We start from the raw sequence: 16,552 nt of genomic DNA, 5'->3' as shown, positions 1-16,552 counted from the left end.
TTACCCCTACAAGGAAAAGTTTTCCAGTTCAGGGCTTTCCTCAAAGTTTCCTGAGTGTTCAATTTCGGTATCTGCCTGCATTTGCTGATACCAGCGTTCTTCGTCCCAAATTTCAAATTTATTGAGTAACCCAACTAGCATGATCTTTTTGCCTAATTGCGCATGGGATCGCAATGAAGGCGCCAATAAAATCCGGCCATTCTTGTCTAGTTGGTATTCTGTAGCATGACCTAGCAACATCCGCTGCCAGCGTCTCACTCTGGGATTGGTATTAGAGATGCGACTTAGTTTGGTCTCAATTTCTAGCCATTCGGAGAGTGGGTAGAGCCACAAGCACGGTTCGTTGATCGCAATAGTACAAATAACAGTTCCCTGATCTTCGGACAGCAGCGGTTGACGGTACTTAGTCGGTACCGCAAAACGCCCTTTGTCATCCAAAGCTAGCGAACTTGCACCTCGAAACATGCGTGATCCTATTTCTAAGTTGGTTGATCCAGTTTGATCCACTAAAACCCACTTTTTACCACAGAAGAACAGTCTAGGGCTTGACAAGCACTTTTGTCAAGCTCAGTCGGTACCTTTAACGCCTTTGAAAGCCAGAAAAATCGCGGGATTTGTGGAAGATCATGAATTTTGTGGAAAAAAGTGGAGAGATGAAAAAATGCCATTTTTTTTGGCCAGATAATCACGTCATACTTTCAAATTAGAAATTAAAAATTCCATTTGTTAACCCTTGCTTAAGGATGCTTTTGCAGCTGAATTATTTATGCAAATTTGCTTGGTTGTCCCTACTCGATTCGGTATCATTCGCGCTCTCTGATCAGCTCCATAGGTGGGATTATTCTGAAATCTTCAATACAGTTTCGATTTTATCGCTTACTCGTTCTACTGTGCTTGCCATGTCTGATCATTATTTTAATTCTATTATGTGAGCAACGTCAGCAGGCATTAACACAACAGTCACAACAGGCGCTGCATTATGCCAAACAAGTTGCGGCGATCCAGCAGGTAGAGCTCGCAGATACAGAACAAGTCTTACAGCAACTGTCGACCCGTATTGATCATCTTACGGTAGAGCACGGTAAGTGCCCGCCGCTGCTTTATCACGCGATGCTGCTCAGCCCCAACCTAGCTAACCTTGGCATAGTTGACGCACAAGGGAACGTACTTTGTACGACGCATCAAGCAGATCAACGCGAGATCAATATCGCCGATCGTGGTTACTTTAAAACCGCAATACGCACTGCCCAGTTCAGTATTGGTGAGTATCAAATTGACCGCAGCATGCAGCGTGCAACGGTCAACTTCGCGCTACCAATTTACGATGATCAGCAACAATTTTTATTTATGCTTGTTGCGGTAAAAGGCTTAACGCATTGGAGCCAGACCCTTGCAAAGCTGCCCCTTCCTGTAGGTACTCGGGTAATGATTGCCGATGCTAAAGCGCAAATCATTGCGCAATATCCAGCAGCAAATGCAGAACTTGGCCGTGCTGTTAGCAGCTCTTGGCCAAGCAATTTAAGCACACAGGCGACACTACTAAACACCCCAGAAGGCAATCGCTTGGTGTATGTAAAGCAATCACTCAATAACAGCAACCGAGCGTTACAAATCTACTTTAGTTTCGACTTTGAGTCCCAGTTGAGCAGTATAGATAAGCGTTTTGCACTCTTTTTAGGGATCTTCTTTGTGCTTGTGTGCATTTTGTTTTGGCAAACCCATTGGCAACTAAAGCAACAACTTTTAAAACCGCTAAGCGCACTAAAGGATGCTATTGCAGCACTTGAGTCAGGTAAACAAGATTCTCGTTTTAACGCAGCCAAAGTCCCTAGCGAATTTGAGCATATCGCCGAGCGCTTTGCTCATATGGCGCAAACACGCCTTGCCGCTGAAGACAATGCAAATCATAGACTTGCCGTTGTAAAAGCCTTGATTAATGCACTCCCCGATAGCTATGTGCGCTTAGATCAGCAGGCTCAGATCTTATCTCGCTATGGTGATTATACCGATAAGGCACAAACGCTGAGAGAGTTACTCCCAGAACATATCTATAAGCGGATCCGAGCAGAACTTGCTCTGCTAAACGATAAAACCTATGTGCAACTCGAGTTTTCTCCAACCAGCAATCAAGTGGTTGAATGTCGCCTGTGCGCCATTGAATCCCATCCTCAGGCGTTGTTGATTTTCCGCGATATTAGCCAACGTAAGCATCAAGAAGAGGCATTAAACCTTGCAGCATTGGTGTACAACAATAGTAGTGAGTGCATGATCATCACGGATGCCAATGGCTTTATCTTGGACGTCAACCTCGCCTTTACGCGTGTAACTGGTTACTCACGCTCAGAGGTGCTAGGTAAGTCCACTGCCATGTTAGGATCGGGTCAACACGACCGTAGCTTTTACGAGTTAATGTGGCAGCAGCTTAACGAACATGGCCGTTGGCAAGGTGAGATTGTCAACCGTAAGAAAAATGGCGAGCTCTACACCGAATGGCTAACTATTGATAGCGTTTATGATAGCAACCGTGAGATCTATCGCCGCGTCGCGATCTTCACCGATATTACCGAAGTTAAGCGTAAAGATGCGCTGATCTGGAAACAAGCACATTTTGATGAATTAACCGATCTTCACAACCGTGTAGGACTTAAAAAGCACTTAAAAAAGCAGGTTGCCAGCGGACAACAACAAACCGCCGTGCTGTTACTCGATCTCGACAACTTCAAGGATATTAACGACACTTTAGGCCATTATTACGGCGACTTACTATTAAAGTTAGTCGCACAACGTTTAAAGAGTATAGCTCCGCATGCGTTTTTATCCCGCATTGGAGGTGATGAGTTTGTCTTTGTGTTGGAAGATGATGAACACAAAACAACATGCAAAGCATTGGCCTCCCAGATCCAATCTGCACTCAAACAACCATTTGAGATCAAAGATGAGCAGTGCCATATCACGGCAAGTATGGGGATTGCCACCGCACCAACAGATGGTAATGGTGCAGAAGCCCTATTAAAGGCCGCCGATCAAGCAATGTATCGAGCAAAGCAACAAGGTCGCAATGGCTATGTGATTTTTGACGATACCTTACGCAAAGTCGCGGAATCTAGAATGCAAATGCTCAAAGGTATTCGCACTGCACTGCATAACAATCAATTTGAAATGCACTACCAGCCAATCGTGTCACTTGACGACAATCGCGTCGCCAAAGCCGAGGCCTTGATCCGCTGGCGACACCCAGAGCAAGGCATGGTGAGTCCCGCTGAGTTTATTCCGTTAGCCGAAGAAACCCAGCTCATTCATCATATTGGAGATTTAGCCTTTGCGCAGTCTGTTGACACGTTGACGCAACTACAGCACTTAGGCCATGCAACACAAATTAGCATCAATGTGTCACCGGTCCAATTTGCCGCTAAAAATTGCACCTTAGCAAGCTGGAGTGACAAACTCACGACGCTTGCGATCCCCGCTGAGCACGTGGTTTTAGAAGTTACGGAGGGAATGATGATGCACAATGATAGCCGCACTAAACAACGAGTTGAACGGTTAAAGCAGCAAGGCTTTCAATTTGCGTTAGATGACTTTGGCACGGGTTACTCGTCACTTGCGTATCTAAAACAATTAGATTGTCACTTTGTGAAAATTGATAAGCGCTTCGTCGATGGCATCGCAACCAATGCAGACGATTTAACCCTGTGTGAAACCATTATTTTGATGGCCCACCGCCTTGGCTTAAAAGTCATCGCTGAAGGGGTTGAGACTGCGACCCAGCATCAGCTATTAAAACAGGCTGGATGTGATTTTGGTCAAGGTTATTACTATTCAAAACCGCTACCACAACGCGAGTTTCTGACCTTAATGACGGAAAAAAGCCACATTGCTGTGGCTTAACTGAAGTTACTTAAATCTAGGTGCTTGGTTTATTCAGTTAAACCAAGTGCAGTCATCATTTTGTTTGCAACATCCACATGGTGCTGCATGGTTGAGAACTGCTTAGTTACGCCCGCAGGACCGAAAGTATAAACCGGTACTGGCGCAGCCGTATGCGTACCAGTACCCCACACTACGCTTTGCTCTGAGGCAATCGCGCGAGCGATTTTTCCAGTGTAGTCTTCTTTGGCGTATACGTAGAAGTCACCGAAGTCCTCAAACGCAGGGATCATCGTTGCATCTTTATCGTCATAGACACTTTGACCAACCTTCTCTGCATTATCTAGCGTCACCGTGTAAGCCGTCATATCTTCAATGGTCGCTTTCCAAGTTGGACCCGATACATTCTCATAGGCTTCATCAGGCGCAGCTTCAGCAAGAATATCGAAGAAGGTGCCTGTTTGCGCGTAGAGCTTGTCTAGTTGCGCAAGTGGACCAAAGTTAAATTTAGGATGATATTCTTTAGCAACACCATTTACATACATACCATCGCCAGACAGCGTTTGTGCTTCAGGACGCTCATGCTTTGAATAACTAAAGCCAAAACTACCCGTTTCATGGTCCGCAGTCACAACGACTAGCGTATCGTTACGGTCTTTTACCCACTCATGAACAGCTTCAACGGCTTCATCAAATTTAAGCAGCTCGTTTAGCATCCAACCTGCATCGTTTGCGTGACCCGCCCAGTCAATTTGACCACCTTCAATCATCAAGAAAAAGCCATCTTCATCTTTTGACAAGATATCAAGCGCTTTCACCGTCATTTCTTTTAATGAAGGCTGAGTACAGCTGTTGCTTTGTTGACAAGCTTTGTAAGCAATTGCGTCACTCATACCAGAGTTTGCGAATAGACCTAGTACTTTTTCGCCTTCAAAACTGCTTAATTGTGCTTTATCAAAAGCAAGGCCATAACCATGTTGCTCTTTTGCTTCAACAACTAGGTTAGTTTCATCTCCACGCTTTGAACTTTTATATACGCTACTAGGCATGCCAAGTGCGTCAAGTTGTGCTTTTACTTCAGCATTGTCAGACGTGCTCTTTGGTACAAATACGCGAGCGCCACCAGATAACATCACGTCAACACTGCCAGAGCGAACTAATTGCTCAGCGATTTCAGCTTCGTATGAACGGTGCGGCATATGAGCAGCAAATGCTGCTGGCGTCGCATGCGTAATACGTGTATCTGAAACAAGACCCGTCGCTTTACCCGCGGCTTTGGCTTTTTCTAAGATAGTCGCTACTTTATTGCCATCGGCATCAAGGCCTATCATTTCTGAGCCTGCAGCAAGGCCGGTTGCTAATTGAGTTGCCGAACAAGCAGAGTCAGTCACTAGACTGCCAGTTGCGCCATGTGGTGCGTTCATGGAAAGGCCTAAATGACCACCCGCAGCAAGTTTAGAAAGCGCAGTTTGATTGCCTTTGTTTTTATAAGTTGAGTTTGGCGCGCGCTGAGCATACTCTTCAAGTAAGCCAACTTGCTGTGGTCCCATACCGTCACCGATCATAAGGATCACATTTTTTACTTGTGTCACTTCTTGCACTGGTACTTCTTTGATGACTTCGACTTCTTTGATCACCTCAACGGTTTTTGTATCGTCATCACACGCGGTGAGTAGAATTGCAGAGATAGCAACTGTAAGTAACTTTTTATTCATTGTACTGTTCCTGAAACGTAATATTTGTCTGTAAGGCGGGCACAGTCTAGGCGCGTTACATGACTTTTTTATTTCAGCAAAGTGACAAAAAATATTTTATTTCACAACAAGTTACAATATAACAGTACAATTCAGATACGAAATCATACGCTATACCAATTGTGATTTAGAGTAATCACTCTCGACCAGAAGCACTGGTAAATAATTTAGAAATGGGTCGACTAGATAATCCAAACACAAAAATGCTCAACAGCACCGTTGCCATTGCCACTTGAGTAATTTGCAAACCATTTGGCAACTCTTCGCTAAGTAGCATTAAGGTTAGCACCACCGAAGCCAATCCCTTGGGGCCAAACCAAGCTAACGTAAAGCGCTCTTTGGTTGTCAGTGCACCACCTAACAAACAGAGGAATACCGGGATCAATCTAAACATGGCAGTTGCTAACACTGCGTACACCCAAACCTGCCATTGGGTAACATTTAGCAGCACTACACTGGCCGACAAACCAAACACAATCCAGATCATAAAAGCCGCAAATTCGGCGAGATGCTCCCCTTCTTCGATAAGCTGATCTTTAAACTCATCACGATAATATTTATCAAACAGCAAACCGCTGACAAATGCAGCAATAAAGCCACTGCCATGCAAAGCTTGAGTTACCGAGAAAACTAAAAAAGCGATACCAACAAAGAGAAAAGGGCTGGTTTTAGACGCAAAGTAATGATGTTGATAGGCGCGTTTAAGTAACCAAATGATCACCCCAGTCAGTAACCCCGCGACAACGAGTGCAATCCCTACTTCACGTATAAAAATCCAAGCAAATGATTCAGTCGTCGCTTGCATTCGCTCAGCTAATACGCCCAGTAAAAACAGAAATACCGGAATACACAGGCCATCATTCAAGCCACTTTCCACATTAATTGCCTCACGTAATCTGGTGGGCACAGACTTATCCTGAATGAAGGTTTTGCATAAAGTAGCATCGGTTGGGGTGATGATCACCGCAATTAAAAAGCAAGCCAACCAAGATAACTGGAACAGCTCATGGGCCACCCAAGCGCCAAATACCATAGTTAATGGCAGCCCGAGTAACAACTTAACCGGTAACTGGAAGCTGTGAGATAACACCCGTAATCGCGTTTTTGCAGCATCGGAAAATAAATAAATCGCAAGCGTTAGCTCAATAATCGGCAACCAAGTTTGTAGGCCATTAATATCTACTGCTAAAGCTTGTTGCCCCCCTTCAATATTACCAAGCACAAAGCCTATCGCCCCGCCCGTTAGCACAAACCACATAGGTGCAGTGAGCTCCGCCCTATCTAATTGTCGAGCTGTGATGCTATAGATAAAAAGAGAAAGTCCAATCGCCGCAATCAAAGCATAAATCACGTTGCCATTCCTTTACTGAAAACCTGCCGCTGATAACGCGAGTATGACAAATCTTATTCAGTTAAGCCAAACATCTAGCAACATCCACCTATCTCCTATAAAACGAATTAAACAACAAAGAGCAGTAGGCGCTAGTTAATTTTTCACCTTTGTGTCATCGGAATGTAAAAAACCGTCATTACTCTATCTGCAACAAACTGGACTAGACCAGAAAACTTAACCCAAACTTTTGAGAAAAGAGCAATGAAAAAACTAACCCAAATCGCTGCTGCCGTGTTACTCGCCACCAGTCCCAGCTTATATGCTGCGACAGGTAAACTCGTTGGTGTTGTAAAAGACCCACAAAGTAATCTGTCTGGCGCTGTTATCTCAGTAAAAGGCCAAGATGTATCCACAGTATCTGATTATCGTGGTCGCTTTGAACTACCAAAACTGGATGCCGGTCGCTACACCCTAGTCGTGAAATATATGGGTTATCAGGAAACTGAACTTCAGGTGGAAGTAACTGATGGCAAAGTCACTACCTTGTCTCCAATCTTATTAAACCACCAACAAGCGATGGAAGAAGTAGTCACGGTTGGGCAAATCTTCCGTGGCGAAATGGCAGCAGCAAATAACCAAAAAAATGCCAGTAATATCAAAAGTATCATTTCTGCTGATGGGATTGGTAAGTTACCAGATAGAAATGCCGCTGAAGCTGTGCAACGTATTCCAGGTGTGTCGATAGAGCGTGACCAAGGTGAAGGCCGTTTTGTTGCAGTGCGTGGTTTACCGTCACAATGGAGCTCAGCCAGCATCAACGGTAACCGCCTTCCAACCGCAGAAGAGGAAACCACCAGCCGCGCCACTGCGTTCGACTTTTTTCCAAGCGAATTGATTGAATTTGTGGAAGTGTCTAAGGCTATCACCCCTGACATGGAAGGTGATGCGATTGGCGGTAATGTTAATTTCGTGACCAAAAAAGGCGCTGATGATTTTATCCTCAAAACCAACTTTGCTGTGGGCCAAAACGAACTGGCCGATGGCACAAACTATTCTGCCAATGTAGTGTACGGCGACCGTCTACTCGACGACAAGCTAGGTTTTATCATTAATGCCACAGCTTGGCAGCGAGATTGGGCAACCGATAACTATGAGCCACGTCGTGGTAACGATAGCTTAGGCATTTACCGTTTAGAGCTGCGTGATTATACGGGAACCCGTGAAACTTATGGCTTAAATGGCTCACTGGAATATCAACTTGAAAACGGCACGCTCAGCGCCAGCGCGCTGTATGGCACACTGATTGACGATGAAACCCACTATAAGCACAGGCTGCGTTTTGATAAAGACCGTGCTGAGCTGCAGCATATTCGCAACGAACTCATCACCGAAATGCAAGGCTTTGAAATTGCAGGTGAACATGACTTTGGCTTTGATAAGACGCTCTCTTGGCAACTAGCGACCTACGAAAATGAGTTTCGCTATGGCGACAAACCCAACAGTGAAGACAATAGCTATTTTGTCGCCCGTTTTGATCAAAAAGAGGTTGGATATGTTGGACTTGAAGACCGCGATACCGGTAAAAATTATGCCTACAACCAAGTAGACGGCGGCAGTGACCCTTGGAACGCCATTAGCAATCACTTCCCCTCGGGCTTTACACTCGATCCAAGCAAAATGGGTTTGTCTTGGGTTGAGCTATACAAAGTCTACGTCAACGAAAAAGACAGACTGGTAGCCAATGCCGACTTTGACTGGCAATACAATAACCAGCTAGCCGTTAAGTTTGGGGCAAAATACCGCGATAAAGTCCGTAAAGCTGACTTTGCCGATGAGTTTTACGCGTGGGACAGCGAACAATTTGGCGCAGCGCCAACGCTTGCAGACTTTGCTCTAAGCGATCAACCTGGTCGCAGCGATTACTTAAGCGAAGCCAAGTTTGATTATCGCACGCAGTTGTCGCAGGTGGCTTCCACCGATGCTCTTGCTCAGTTTTGGACGCAAAATCGCAATAAGTTCAAGCTAGATGCGGGTGAATCAGCACTCATCAGCAATGGTGGAGCGCTGGGCAGAAACTTCGATGTTGAAGAAACCCACACCTCGCTCTACGGTATGGCAACTTACCAAGCCAGTGACAACTGGGAAGTATTAGGTGGCTTACGCGTTACCCGCACCGATACCGAAGTGTCTGGTTACACTTATTTAGCCGACGAAGACAAAGTTGTTGATACCACCAACAGCAATGATTATTGGTCAATATTACCTGCACTACATGTTACCTATCGTGCCAATAACGATACCAATTATCGCCTCGCACTCACTCGCACCTTTGCCCGTCCTGACTTTGGCTCGTTAACACCAGGCGCAACTTACCTTGAGCAGGACAACCAGCTTAATTCAGGAAACCCAGCGCTCGACCCTACCTACTCAAATAATCTCGACTTGATGGTGGAACATTACTTTGACCGCGTTGGTTTGGTCTCTGCGGGGGTATTCTACAAAGATATCCAAGACCCAATCTTCCAAGCCACCAGCGTTGGCAATTACAACAACAAGCAAGGCGTGACCATCATCCGTCCTGAAAACGGCGATAGCGCTTGGCTTGCGGGTATTGAGCTGGCATTTAACCGCGACCTTGGTTTTATTTCTGACAGTTTGAGCAACTTTGGGGTAATGACCAATGCAACCTTTATGGATTCTGAAATGCAAATTCCAGAGCGCACAGAAAAGGTTGCCATTCCACGTCAGGCCAATGAGCTTTACAACTTTACGCTGTATTACGACGACACCCGCTTTGCAGCTCGAATAGCACTTAATCATAAAGGTGCTTATATCGAAGAGCACGGCGGTGATAGCCAGTCGGATAGCTACTATGGTGCCAATACCAGCGTCGACTTTACAACGTCATACCAACTTAACGAACAAACGTTAGTTTACCTAGAGCTGAGTAACCTCACCAATGAAGCATTGCAGTACTACCAAGGTGAGGAAGGTCGTCCATTACAGGTGGAATACTATGGTATCCGCGGCATGGTCGGCATTAACTACCAATTTTAATACCAATTCACTTGATTAAGCCGATTGGTATACACCGGTTGACGGGCAATCCACGAAGGATTGCCCTCGAATTACCGAGGATCCTATGATGTTGCAGATCACCCTATTTAACGCCCGCCCGCGCTGGCTAAAAGACGCCCAAGGTATCGGCTTTGTGCTATTTGCCGCGACCAGTGCGTTTATGACTTACTTTTGTATGTACGCCTTTCGTAAGCCATTTTCGGTCAATACCTATGAAGCCTTTGATGACCCGAGCTGGGTTGTTAGCTTTAAAATTGCCCTGATCCTTTCGCAAGTGTTTGGCTACCTATGCGCGAAATTTATCGGCGTTAAAGTGATTGCTGAAATGCAGCATCATTATCGCGGTCGTGCGATTTTGGCCATGATTTTAGCCGCCGAGCTCGCACTGGTGCTATTTGCCATCACTCCCACGGGCTGGAATTTGGTTTGGCTGTTTGCCAATGGCCTCTCCCTTGGCATGATCTGGGGTTTGGTTTTTAGCTTTTTAGAAGGTCGTAAAACCACCGAAATCTTAGGTGCGGTACTCAGCGTGACTTTTATTCTTGCCTCTGGATTGGTCAGAACCGTGGGCAAATGGCTGGTGAGTGAACTCAATGTGCCTGAACTGTGGATGCCAGCGGCAACCGGAGCGATTTTTCTGCCGCTGCTTGTACTTAGCGTAGCTTGCCTTAATAGTATTCCTGAACCTACACAAGAAGATGAACAATTACGACAAAAGCGCGCGCCAATGGATGGCAAAGCCCGGTTGGCGTTTTTTAAACAGTATTGGTTTGGAATAACCGTACTGGTGCTTAGCTTTTTACTCTTTACTGGCTTTCGTGACTTTAGAGATAACTTCTCAGCCGAGATCTGGCAGGCCTTAGGTTATGGGCAAGAACCCGCGATTTTTGCTTATGCCGGGATCCGCATCGCCTTTATCGTGCTCATTGCGCTTGCCGCTTTGGTGTTAATTAAAAATAACCGCATCGCATTTTTTGCCAACCATGGCTTTATCTTACTTGGGGCTTTACTACTGGCTGGCAGCACCTATTTATACCAAACCCAAAGTCTCGATCCTAAAACTTGGATGGTGCTGCTGGGGGCTGGTCTTTATATCAGTTATATCCCCTATAACTGCTTTTTGTTTGACCGCATGATCTCAGCGGTTGGATCGACTGCGAACGCCGGTTTTTTGATTTATCTGGCGGATTCGGCGGGCTACATCGGCTCAGTGGGCATTTTGCTCTATAAAACTTTTGCCACACCTGAGCTCAGCTGGCTGCACTTTTTTACCATGGCCTGCTATTGGGTCGCGTTTATCGCAAGCACCCTCGTAGTGAGTTCAATTATTTATTTTGCCGTGAAATTAAAGCGACCACGTAAGGCGTCAACGCAAGTACGCGCCACGGCACTTTCATCACATATTTCCTAGCTAGGAGTCATAACAACATGAAACACATTGAAGCGTTAATTTTGGATTGGGCAGGTACTGTGGTCGACTATGGTTCGATTGCCCCCACCAGTATTTTTGTTGAAGCATTTAAGCAAGCGTATCAATTTGATATTTCCTTGGCTGAAGCGCGCGGTCCGATGGGAATGGGTAAATGGGATCACATTAATACCTTGCTACAAATGGAGAGCGTGCGCACCCGCTGGATAACGCAATTTGGTCAGGCACCGAGTACGGCAGATGTTGATCATATTTATCAAACCTTTATGCCGCTCCAACAAGCAAAAGTCGCCGACCGAGCTGCCCCCATTCCGGGCGTGCTTGCGGTGATCAAACGCTTGCAACAACAAGGCGTTAAGATTGGTAGTTGCTCTGGGTATCCCAAGCCTGTGATGGACGTATTAGTGCCTGCCGCTGCCGATTATGGTTATCAGCCAGATTGTGTGGTTGCCAGTGATGAATGTGCGGCAGGCTCTCGCCCAGGCCCTTGGATGGCGTTAGAAAACGTGCAAAGACTTGGGATTAATCGCGTGTCTGGGTGCGTAAAAGTCGATGACTCCGCGCCGGGAATAAGCGAGGGATTAAATGCCGGCATGTGGACAGTTGGACTTGCTTTAACGGGTAATGCGGTGGGGCTTAGCGAAGAAGAATGGACGGCACTCGGTCACGAAGAGCAAAGTGCACACTCACTGAGTGCTTATCAGCAGCTTGGCGAAGCCGGTGCGCACTATGTGATTGATTCACTAGCGGACATCGAAATGGTTTTGGTGGATATTTCTGCTCGTATCGCCCGTGGAGAGCGCCCGTAATGCGCTTTCAGCCTTTTTGGTTTGATGAAGCAATCACTCAAGCCGATATTAAAGCCGCAGCCAGCGCGCCGCCTCATGGCGCGTTGGATACCCAAGTTTGTATCATAGGTGGCGGCTTTACTGGCCTTTGGACAGCCATAACGCTGAAAAAGCAAAAACCTGAGCTGAATATTGCCATTATTGAAAAAGACCTCTGTGGACAAGGTGCTTCAGGTCGAAATGGCGGAGCTATGCTGACATGGTCGACTAAGTTTGCCAGCTTAATTAAAGAGTTTGGCTTAGAACAAGCCTGCTTTTTAGTGCGTCAGTCAGAGCAGGCCGTTCATGACATTAAAGCCTTTACCAATAAACACGGGATTGAATGTGACTGCCGCGTTGATGGTACTTACTATACGGCTTCAAATCTCAGCCAGCGTAATGCCTTTGGCCCCATTACCACCCTACTCGAGCAACACCAGCTTAATGCGTGGCAAACACTAACTAAAGCGCAGTTACAAGCAACCGGCTCTAATGCCAACCTTGCTGGAATTTACTCCCCCCACGGGGGTAGTGTTCAACCCGCCAAGCTTGTGCGTGGACTGATGAAGGTGGCAAGAACCCTTGGGGTCAAGGTATTTGAACACACCCGCTACTTAAAGCACCAAGGCCAAGACACGCTAACCATCACCACAGACAAAGGCGAGATCAGAGCCAATCAGCTGGTATTTGCCGTTAACGCTTGGCTGCCAAGCTTATTACCGCAATTTTCTCGCAGCGTAGTGTTGGTTTCGAGCGATATGGCGATCACCACACCGGCACGTGAAAAGCTTGAAGCAATGAGGCTGAACCACGGTGCTCCGGTGATTGATGCACGCATTTTTGTGAATTACTACCGCACCACCTCAAGCGGTCGATTAATGCTTGGCAAAGGTGGAAATTATTTTAGTTTCAATAACCGAGTGAGAGACTCCTTTCACCGCGCCAGCCGTTATCAAGCCATTCTTGAACGCTCATTTAGCCATTTCTTTGCACACCACCAGCTCGAGATAGAAAGAACCTGGACCGGCCCCTCAGACCGAAGTGTCTCTGGTATGCCTTTCTTTGGTCATTTAAATGGTCAAGCTAATGTGTTTTATGGCAGTGGCTACTCGGGCAACGGCGTGGTGCAATCCTATTTAGGTGGACAAATCTTAGCGAGTCTACTGCTTAATCAACATAACGACTGGCGTCATTGCGCCTTGGTCAACCAAACGCTTAAACAGTTTCCCGTCGAGCCATTTCGCACCGCGGGGGCCTTGATGGTGAGAAATGCCATTCGCCGTAAAGAAAGCGCAGAGGATAACAATACGCCACCGCATAAACTCGATGTTTGGCTAAGCAAGCTTAGTGGCAGCGCAGCGAAATTAGACTCGAACGTAAAGCAGGAGTATATAAAGTGAATGCCATCGCACAAATAAAACAGCTATTCGAGCAATATGGTCATGCCACCTATGACGAGGCATGCAGCCAAATTTACCATGCCGAGCAATGCGCCACCCTAGCGAAAGAAAATGGTTATGATCAAGCGACCCAAATCGCCGCATTTGTACATGATATTGGCCATTTTGTTGCTCAGTCTCAGCATAATCCCGACTTTACCCCGCAAGGATATAGCAATCATGGTGATTTAGGAGCAGATCACTTAACTCAACTTGGTTTTGACCCCGCGGTGACAATATTGGTGCGCAAACACGTAGATGCGAAACGCTATCTCGTCAGTATTGATGAGGAGTATTACCAAACCCTCTCTTCTGCCAGCCAACTGACTCTAGCAAGACAAGGCGGAAAGATGAGCCCCGAAGAACTTACCGCATTCTCCAAGCTGCCTGAATTGGACGCCATTATCGCGCTGCGTCGTTTTGATGATTTAGGGAAAGATCCGAGTTTAGCCGTTTTGCCGAGTAGCTATTGGTTTAGCCAAATAGAAGCCTACTTGGCGAATTAGGCCAATCTGAGTTTACAAGTCTCAAATTATAAATATTTATCCTGTCATAAAACGATAGTAAGCTTGTCACAAAAGGTTTTATCGACTCAATTATGCTGCTTTATCAACGTATTCGAAACCATATCCAAGCGCTGCTCGCCGCTGGCAGCATGACGCCCGGTGCCAAGTTGCCTTCAGAGCGTGCGCTGCAAGAAACATTTAGCTCAACACGGATCACCGTCCGTGAAGCCCTAGCACGACTAGAAGCCGAAGGACTTATCTTTAGCCAAAAGCGTCGCGGCTGGTTTGTCACCCCCGAAAAACTCAAATGGCATCCAGCTAAAAAAGTGAACTTTAACCACCTTGCCATTGAACAAGGCTTTACACCAACAACTCAAGTAGTGGCAATTAATGCCCCTTCCACAGAGCCTGAGTTTAGCCACTCTCATTTTAACGGCCAGCCTGTATATGAATTAACTCGAGTACGCGCGTTAGATGGCCGCGCAATGATGATGGAACAGATCTATTGTGCAGCCGAACGTTTTGCCAACTTGCACAACCAACCATTGGATGGCTCAATCACAGAGGTGATGTCGACTCATTACCAAGTTGAAATCAGCTTTGAACAATGTGTAATAAGCGTCACCGTACTACCCGATAACGTTGCCGAAAAATTAGAAAAGAACAGCGGCGCACCTTGTTTAAAGGTACTGCGCGCCCGCTATGACGCCGAGCAAGCACTGGTGGATTACAATATTGAATATTGGCTCCATGACGCCATAGAGATGATTGTTGAAGGCGTGTAACTCTTATACACGTAGGTCGTGCTTTAGCACGACAACCTTTCCGCATATACCGTCGCATGGTGCGATACAATCATTATATTGAATATCAGCTCCATGACGGCATAGCGATGATTGTTGAGAGTGTACCCCGTAGGTCGTGCTTTAGCACGACAACTTTTCCGCATATATCGTCGCGAGGTGCGACACAATCATCATATTGAATATCGCCTCCATAACGCCATAGCGATGATTGTTGAGAGTGTAGCCCGTAGGTCGTGTTTTAGCACGACAACCTTTCCAGAGCTACTGCCGCGTCAAAAACACCTTCATTAATTCTATATTCTACGTCTAAATGCGAGTTAGTGGTGGAATACTCAAGTGTGCAACGACAACACCTTATTACAAATAATTCTCATTACTTTTATAATGTAATTATGAACCGACAAGAACTATAACTATTAAGTCGTTTCATTCACTCCTAGAAAACCAATCTCGTTTTTGTATTTTTACTGCTGTCTTACTAAAGAATTGCGGTATTTTTCTGCGTGAAATCCATACTCTTTCTCAATTAATACTATGTCCAACATAAGCTTCGTTGGTGGCAATCGTGTGGCTTAAGCTGAAATGAATTGGTGGCGCTAGGATCATATAAAAATAAATATAGGAGTCTTAATATGACCCAAAAAAATAAACCTAGTGACAACACAACCACGGAAAATGACTTTCAAAAAGGCGTGAAACAAGGATTTGTTTCTTGGTTGATTCGAGAGCTGCTAGAAACATTGTTCAATTGAATCTGATCTATCAAATTGCAAAGGCTGGTGAAGCCTTTGCACTCCAAAGGACTATTCCAATACTCCCCTTGATTTACTGACTTAACCTCCTTGTCATTACGCAATTGTGGTCTAATCTATATTGCATTAATAAATATTTAGGTTATGCAATTAAATAAATGTTAAGGCAGATATTCGTAGATAGCGACATAGATTCGCTGATAAATACGGCTTGTACGGGCAAATATGCGCTCAAAGATAGGTATTTAATAAGCCAGCTTGCCTACGTTCCTTTGTCGCTAACAGAGCATAATTTATTAAGGCTTCACCAGTTGATGAATGACAAGGGTGAAGTGTATCGCAAGTGGGTTTTCCCAGCAGCATATAGCCGCAACAAAAAAGACCGTATTATCGAAGTGCCAGAAGTGTTTTGTCAGTCGCTTGAACATTATCTCGATTGGTACGAAAAGCAAGAATTACCAGCAAAGTATAGACATAACCTAAACACTTACAGGGGATTTAGTGAATACGCTCCTGCGCTATTAAATGACCGTCTTAAAGAGTTTGCAATGAGCGAACGTGAAGTGAAGGGCGGCATAAACAAGCAGCCAACGAACCTAAGAACCAAAGTTAACACGCTACTCAAAAAGGCTGGGTTAGAGTGGGCTACCGCGAAAACCTTTGAAGACTCACTAATCATTCACTCGCGAATTCAACTCCGAAGTGCACCACTCGCTAAATTAAGCTGCTTTACGTAATTCATTGAATACTACAGCAGGCTG

At 45.7% G+C, this 16,552-nt stretch carries 11 protein-coding genes; 8 read left to right on the top strand and 3 right to left on the bottom strand.

Going from position 1 to position 16,552, the window contains the following annotated elements:
• Positions 1-6: 6 nt before the first annotated feature.
• Positions 7-465 (bottom strand): division/cell wall cluster transcriptional repressor MraZ, encoded by a 459-nt coding sequence (mraZ, locus tag NO992_RS14005; protein ID WP_010368661.1) that lies wholly within the window; start codon positions 463-465, stop codon positions 7-9.
• A gap of 429 nt (positions 466-894) precedes the next feature.
• Here mraZ and NO992_RS14000 point away from each other — a divergent pair, with 429 nt between their 5' ends.
• Complete coding sequence (locus NO992_RS14000; protein ID WP_371378105.1) at positions 895-3,888, top strand: EAL domain-containing protein; 2,994 nt, start codon at positions 895-897, stop codon at positions 3,886-3,888.
• 29 nt (positions 3,889-3,917) lie between these two features.
• Here the strand turns inward: NO992_RS14000 and NO992_RS13995 are convergent, their stop codons facing one another.
• Together NO992_RS13995 and NO992_RS13990 are read right to left on the bottom strand one after the other, a co-directional pair.
• Positions 3,918-5,582, bottom strand: a complete 1,665-nt coding sequence (locus tag NO992_RS13995) for an alkaline phosphatase (RefSeq protein WP_130164879.1) — start codon at positions 5,580-5,582, stop codon at positions 3,918-3,920.
• 175 nt (positions 5,583-5,757) lie between these two features.
• Complete coding sequence (locus tag NO992_RS13990; RefSeq protein WP_010605810.1) at positions 5,758-6,972, bottom strand: sodium:proton antiporter; 1,215 nt, start codon at positions 6,970-6,972, stop codon at positions 5,758-5,760.
• 243 nt (positions 6,973-7,215) lie between these two features.
• Between NO992_RS13990 and NO992_RS13985 the strand changes: the two genes are divergently transcribed.
• The 7 genes from NO992_RS13985 to NO992_RS13955 all read left to right on the top strand — a co-directional run bounded on the left by NO992_RS13985 (position 7,216) and on the right by NO992_RS13955 (position 16,528).
• The gene (locus NO992_RS13985) at positions 7,216-10,011 is read left to right on the top strand and encodes a TonB-dependent receptor (protein ID WP_371378102.1); all 2,796 of its coding nucleotides are present in this window, start codon (positions 7,216-7,218) and stop codon (positions 10,009-10,011) included.
• Between the two features lie 85 nt (positions 10,012-10,096).
• The gene (locus tag NO992_RS13980) at positions 10,097-11,443 is read left to right on the top strand and encodes a DUF5690 family protein (RefSeq protein ID WP_371378099.1); all 1,347 of its coding nucleotides are present in this window, start codon (positions 10,097-10,099) and stop codon (positions 11,441-11,443) included.
• A gap of 17 nt (positions 11,444-11,460) precedes the next feature.
• Positions 11,461-12,270: a phosphonoacetaldehyde hydrolase gene (gene phnX, locus NO992_RS13975; protein ID WP_010368672.1), complete on the top strand. Its 810-nt coding sequence runs from the start codon at positions 11,461-11,463 to the stop codon at positions 12,268-12,270.
• A complete protein-coding gene (locus tag NO992_RS13970) occupies positions 12,270-13,688 on the top strand; it encodes an FAD-dependent oxidoreductase (protein ID WP_371378096.1) in 1,419 nt (472 codons plus the stop codon). Before phnX ends, NO992_RS13970 begins: the two co-directional genes overlap by 1 nt.
• Positions 13,685-14,233: an HD domain-containing protein gene (locus NO992_RS13965; RefSeq protein WP_371378093.1), complete on the top strand. Its 549-nt coding sequence runs from the start codon at positions 13,685-13,687 to the stop codon at positions 14,231-14,233. The genes NO992_RS13970 and NO992_RS13965 overlap by 4 nt, the downstream gene beginning before the upstream one ends.
• Before the next feature lie 92 nt (positions 14,234-14,325).
• Positions 14,326-15,018, top strand: coding sequence for a UTRA domain-containing protein (locus NO992_RS13960; protein ID WP_371378089.1), 693 nt, complete (start codon positions 14,326-14,328; stop codon positions 15,016-15,018).
• Positions 15,019-15,949: 931 nt separating this feature from the next.
• The gene (locus NO992_RS13955; RefSeq protein ID WP_371378086.1) at positions 15,950-16,528 is read left to right on the top strand and encodes a hypothetical protein; all 579 of its coding nucleotides are present in this window, start codon (positions 15,950-15,952) and stop codon (positions 16,526-16,528) included.
• Positions 16,529-16,552: the final 24 nt, after the last annotated feature.

Source organism: Pseudoalteromonas sp. DY56-GL79, assembly GCF_041414765.1.
GTDB lineage: Bacteria > Pseudomonadota > Gammaproteobacteria > Enterobacterales > Alteromonadaceae > Pseudoalteromonas > Pseudoalteromonas piscicida.
Note: the sequence above shows the minus strand (reverse complement) of the source record. Positions and strands in the feature narration are given on the sequence as shown.